The sequence below is a fragment of the Candidatus Thioglobus sp. genome (assembly GCF_028599055.1).
Taxonomy (GTDB): Bacteria; Pseudomonadota; Gammaproteobacteria; order PS1; family Pseudothioglobaceae; genus Thioglobus_A.
In genome coordinates, this window is sequence record NZ_JAQRMS010000119.1 from 1 (window position 1) to 3665 (window position 3665).

General features: G+C 41.0%; 6 protein-coding genes, 1 tRNA gene and 1 pseudogene. 3 read left to right on the forward strand and 5 right to left on the reverse strand.

Annotated features, from left to right (window positions below; translation table 11 throughout):
* A partial coding sequence (locus PSN35_RS06570; protein ID WP_300031148.1) for an endonuclease/exonuclease/phosphatase family protein occupies positions 1-295 on the reverse strand: 295 nt, incomplete at its 3' end.
* Between the two features lie 31 nt (positions 296-326).
* Here PSN35_RS06570 and pyrE point away from each other — a divergent pair.
* A complete protein-coding gene (gene pyrE / locus PSN35_RS06575; RefSeq protein WP_300031151.1) occupies positions 327-965 on the forward strand; it encodes an orotate phosphoribosyltransferase in 639 nt (212 codons plus the stop codon).
* Positions 966-990: 25 nt separating this feature from the next.
* Here pyrE and PSN35_RS06580 read toward each other — a convergent pair.
* The 3 genes and pseudogenes from PSN35_RS06580 to PSN35_RS06585 form a co-directional block, all read right to left on the reverse strand.
* A pseudogene (locus tag PSN35_RS06580) lies at positions 991-1158 on the reverse strand (DUF3579 domain-containing protein); the annotation flags it as partial.
* Positions 1121-1264: a DUF3579 domain-containing protein gene (locus tag PSN35_RS07680; RefSeq protein WP_367183404.1), complete on the reverse strand. Its 144-nt coding sequence runs from the start codon at positions 1262-1264 to the stop codon at positions 1121-1123. The gene PSN35_RS07680 and the pseudogene PSN35_RS06580, both read right to left, overlap by 38 nt.
* A 14-nt stretch (positions 1265-1278) precedes the next feature.
* A tRNA-Ser gene (locus tag PSN35_RS06585) sits at positions 1279-1368 on the reverse strand.
* A gap of 122 nt (positions 1369-1490) precedes the next feature.
* On the opposite strand from PSN35_RS06585, the gene rpmB reads away from it, so the two are divergent.
* Positions 1491-1727: a 50S ribosomal protein L28 gene (rpmB, locus tag PSN35_RS06590; protein WP_300031154.1), complete on the forward strand. Its 237-nt coding sequence runs from the start codon at positions 1491-1493 to the stop codon at positions 1725-1727.
* 9 nt (positions 1728-1736) lie between these two features.
* Complete coding sequence (gene rpmG, locus PSN35_RS06595; RefSeq protein ID WP_300031157.1) at positions 1737-1892, forward strand: 50S ribosomal protein L33; 156 nt, start codon at positions 1737-1739, stop codon at positions 1890-1892.
* A gap of 70 nt (positions 1893-1962) precedes the next feature.
* On the opposite strand, the gene PSN35_RS06600 is transcribed toward rpmG, so the two are convergent.
* The coding region (locus PSN35_RS06600) for a bifunctional aconitate hydratase 2/2-methylisocitrate dehydratase (RefSeq protein ID WP_300031160.1) at positions 1963-3665 on the reverse strand (1703 nt) is incomplete at its 5' end.

Here is a 3665-nt window from a genome sequence, read left to right on the forward strand (position 1 = left end):
CAAAATCGGCTTGAATAAAGCGCCCTTCAAAATTAATATCGTCCCACGGGCTAATGCTGATTTTGTTGGGCTTTATTTTGCTAAAAATTGCGGTGCCAGAATAGCCTTTTTTCTCAGCTGGCTGATAGTAACAATGATAGTTTTTTGGATAAAAGCGCTCATCAAGCTGATCTTCTTGCGCCTTGATTTCTTGCAGGCAGACCACATCTGCATCTTGGGTTTTTATCCAGTCAAAAAAACCTTTTCGCTCAGCTGCTCGAATGCCGTTGACATTAGCCGTTATAATTCTCTTCATTGGAAATATTTTAATGAAATAAGAGGATTGTATGCAGCAGTATCAAAAAGACTTTGTAGATTTTATGTTGGAAATTGGCGCGTTAAAATTTGGCGAATTTACGCTTAAATCTGGTCGTGTTAGCCCTTATTTCTTTAATGCCGGTTCGTTTAATACCGGTGAGCACCTCTCAAAATTAGGCAAATTTTACGCACAAGCTATTACTGAAAGCGGCCTTGATTTTGACGTGCTGTTTGGCCCAGCATACAAAGGTATTCCACTAGCAACCGCTTGTGCCATGGCGCTTAATGATTCATTTAACATCAATGTGCCTTATAGTTTTAATCGCAAAGAGGCTAAAACACATGGCGAAGGTGGTGATATTGTTGGCCATGCACTGGAAGGTGATATTTTAATTATTGATGATGTGATTACCGCTGGTACAGCAATTCGTGAGGCCATGGATATTATCGATGCGAATGGCGCTAAAGCCAAGGGCGTAATTGTTGCCGTTGATCGTCAAGAAAAAGGTAAAGGCGACAAATCAGCCATTCAGGAAGTCGAAGAAAATTTTGGCATTAGCGTGCTTAGTATTATTAACCTAGGTCATCTAATCGATTACTTAAAGCAAGGCGACGATCAAGCATTGATTGAACGCATCGAGGCTTATCGAGATCAATACGGCGTCTAACAGCTTATTGTAAGCAGCTTGTCAATTAGCCTGGCAAATCGATCTCCTCTTGAGTAACACTCAAGTGGTTGATTTTGGCAAATGAAAGTAGACGCTCAAAGGTAAATGGGCAGGTGTTTTCTAACTGACTATCAAATACAATAGACTTAATGCCGTCAATTTTTTTTGACTTTAAGATGTCCATTGTTTTTAATGAGTTGTTCTTTTTGGATGCAGACTAATCGTTCAGTCCAATCGCTAGGTCGGAATTTTTGTCCGTCTTGAGTAACGCCTGAGATGGTATATCTAGTAGTTATCATGTTTATTTTTAATATGGTGGAGGGACAGGGATTTGAACCCTGGAAGGATATTAGTCCTTGCTGGTTTTCAAGACCAGTGCATTCAGCCGCTCTGCCATCCCTCCGAAGTGGGGTATGATACAGCTAGTTAATGCAATAGTAAATAGGATTTTTATAAAATTTAACCAAGAAAGTTAAATAATTTTAAGTATAATTCCCTTCTTTTAGATTTTCGAAAGGTAGAGTCATGGCAAAGGTATGTCAAGTAACTGGTAAGCGACCAATTAGTGGTAACAATGTATCACACGCAAACAATAGAACGCGTCGTCGTTTTTATCCAAACCTTCACACGCACCGTTTTTGGGTGGAAAGTGAGAACCGTTTTGTAAAGCTTAAGCTAACGGCTAAAGGTTTACGTATTGTTGACAAAAAAGGCATTGATGAAGTGCTTAAAGAAATCCGCGCTCGTGGCGAAAAGGTTTAGGAGTAGATTATGAGAGAAAAAATCAAATTAGTATCATCAGCAAAAACAGGTCACTTTTACACAGCGACTAAAAATAAGCGTCTTCACCCTGAAAAAGTTGAAGTTAAAAAGTATGATCCAGTTGTTAGACAACACGTTATGTATAAAGAAGCTAAGATTAAATAATTAGCACTTTTAACAAAACAATAAAAAAGCCGCTTTTACAGCGGCTTTTTTATTGCAGGCTCAATCAGTCTTAGTTTTTCAAAATTGTATCTAGTTCAATATGGCCAACCGCTGCTTGATATTCGGCGATTTGATCAAAGTTTAAATACTGATAGATATTTGTCGATGCAGGCTGCATTTCACGCATGGCCGATAAATATTCATCGGTTGTCGGGATGTGGCCTAATTTAGCGGCAATGGCAGCAACTTCAGCAGAAGATAAGTACACATCAGCATTATCACCTAAGCGATTTGGAAAGTTTCTGGTTGAAGTGGAAACCACGGTTGCATTATCGTTAACGCGTGCCTGGTTGCCCATACAGAGCGAACATCCAGGAATTTCTGTATGCTGAGTGATTGTGTCGAATATTTCATAAACACCTTCTTTTTTGAGTTGTGCCTCATCCATGCGTGTTGGCGGCGCAACCCAAAGTTCAGTTGGCAAGTTAGATTCATCTTTAAGTAGTTGTGCCGCTGCTCTAAAATGACCAATATTGGTCATGCATGAGCCGATAAACACCTCGTCAATATTAGTATTAGCGACGTCTGACAGGGTTTTAACATCATCTGGGTCATTCGGACAAGCTAAGATTGGCTCCTTAATATCATCAAGATTGATGTCAAGTACAGCGGCATATTCGGCATTGTTATCAGCCTCTAATAATTCAGGTGCGTCTAGCCATTTCTGCATAGCCTTGATGCGTCGTGCAAGGGTTTTTTTATCTTCGTAACCCATGTCAATCATGGATGACAATAAGGCAATATTGGATTGTAAATATTCAGCTACTGGCGCTTTGTTGAGTTTAATCGTACAACCATTAGCTGAACGTTCGGCAGAAGCATCGGTTAATTCAAATGCTTGTTCAACTTTAAGATCATCCAAGCCTTCAATTTCTAAAATTCGACCTGAGAAAATATTTTTCTTGTTGGCCTTTTCAACGGTTAACAAGCCTTGTTGAATAGCAACATAAGGAATAGCATTAACCAAATCACGCAGCGTAATGCCTTCTTGCATAGTGCCAGAAAAACGCACTAAAACAGATTCTGGCATATCAAGTGGTAATACGCCAATGGATGCGCCAAAAGCCACTAAGCCAGAACCTGCTGGAAAACTAATGCCCATTGGGAAGCGAGTATGCGAATCGCCACCAGTGCCCACTGTGTCAGGCAGTAACATACGGTTTAACCAAGAATGAATAACGCCATCACCTGGTTTAAGCGCTACACCGCCACGAGATTGCATGAAGTCAGGCAAAGAGTGTTGTAGTTCTAAATCAACAGGTTTGGGATAGGCGGCTGTATGACAAAAACTTTGCATGACCAAATCAGCAGAAAATCCCAAACAAGCCAACTCTTTTAATTCATCACGGGTCATGGCACCGGTAGTATCTTGAGAGCCAACTGTGGCCATACGTGGTTCGCAATAAGTTCCTGGGCGAATGCCGTCAACACCACATGCCTTGCCGACGATTTTCTGCGCCAGTGTATAGCCTGCATCGCTATTGCTAGCGTCTTCTGGGCGCAAGAAAAGGTCGCTAACCGGTAAGTCAAGATCTTGACGGGTTTTATCCGTTAGGCCGCGACCAATAATAAGTGGGATTCTACCGCCAGCACGCACTTCATCAGGCATAGTAGTGGGCGATAATTCAAAGGTAGATACAATATCACCGTCCGCATTAGTGATCTTTCCTTCGTAAGGGTGGATCGTGATTTCATCACCCATGTTTAAATTAG

Coding starts and splice junctions, on each gene's coding strand:
- PSN35_RS07680 (WP_367183404.1), bottom strand. CDS start 1,264: ATGATAACTACTAGATATACCATCTCAGGCGTTACTCAAGACGGACAA.
- pyrE (WP_300031151.1), top strand. CDS start 327: ATGCAGCAGTATCAAAAAGACTTTGTAGATTTTATGTTGGAAATTGGC.
- rpmG (WP_300031157.1), top strand. CDS start 1,737: ATGAGAGAAAAAATCAAATTAGTATCATCAGCAAAAACAGGTCACTTT.
- rpmB (WP_300031154.1), top strand. CDS start 1,491: ATGGCAAAGGTATGTCAAGTAACTGGTAAGCGACCAATTAGTGGTAAC.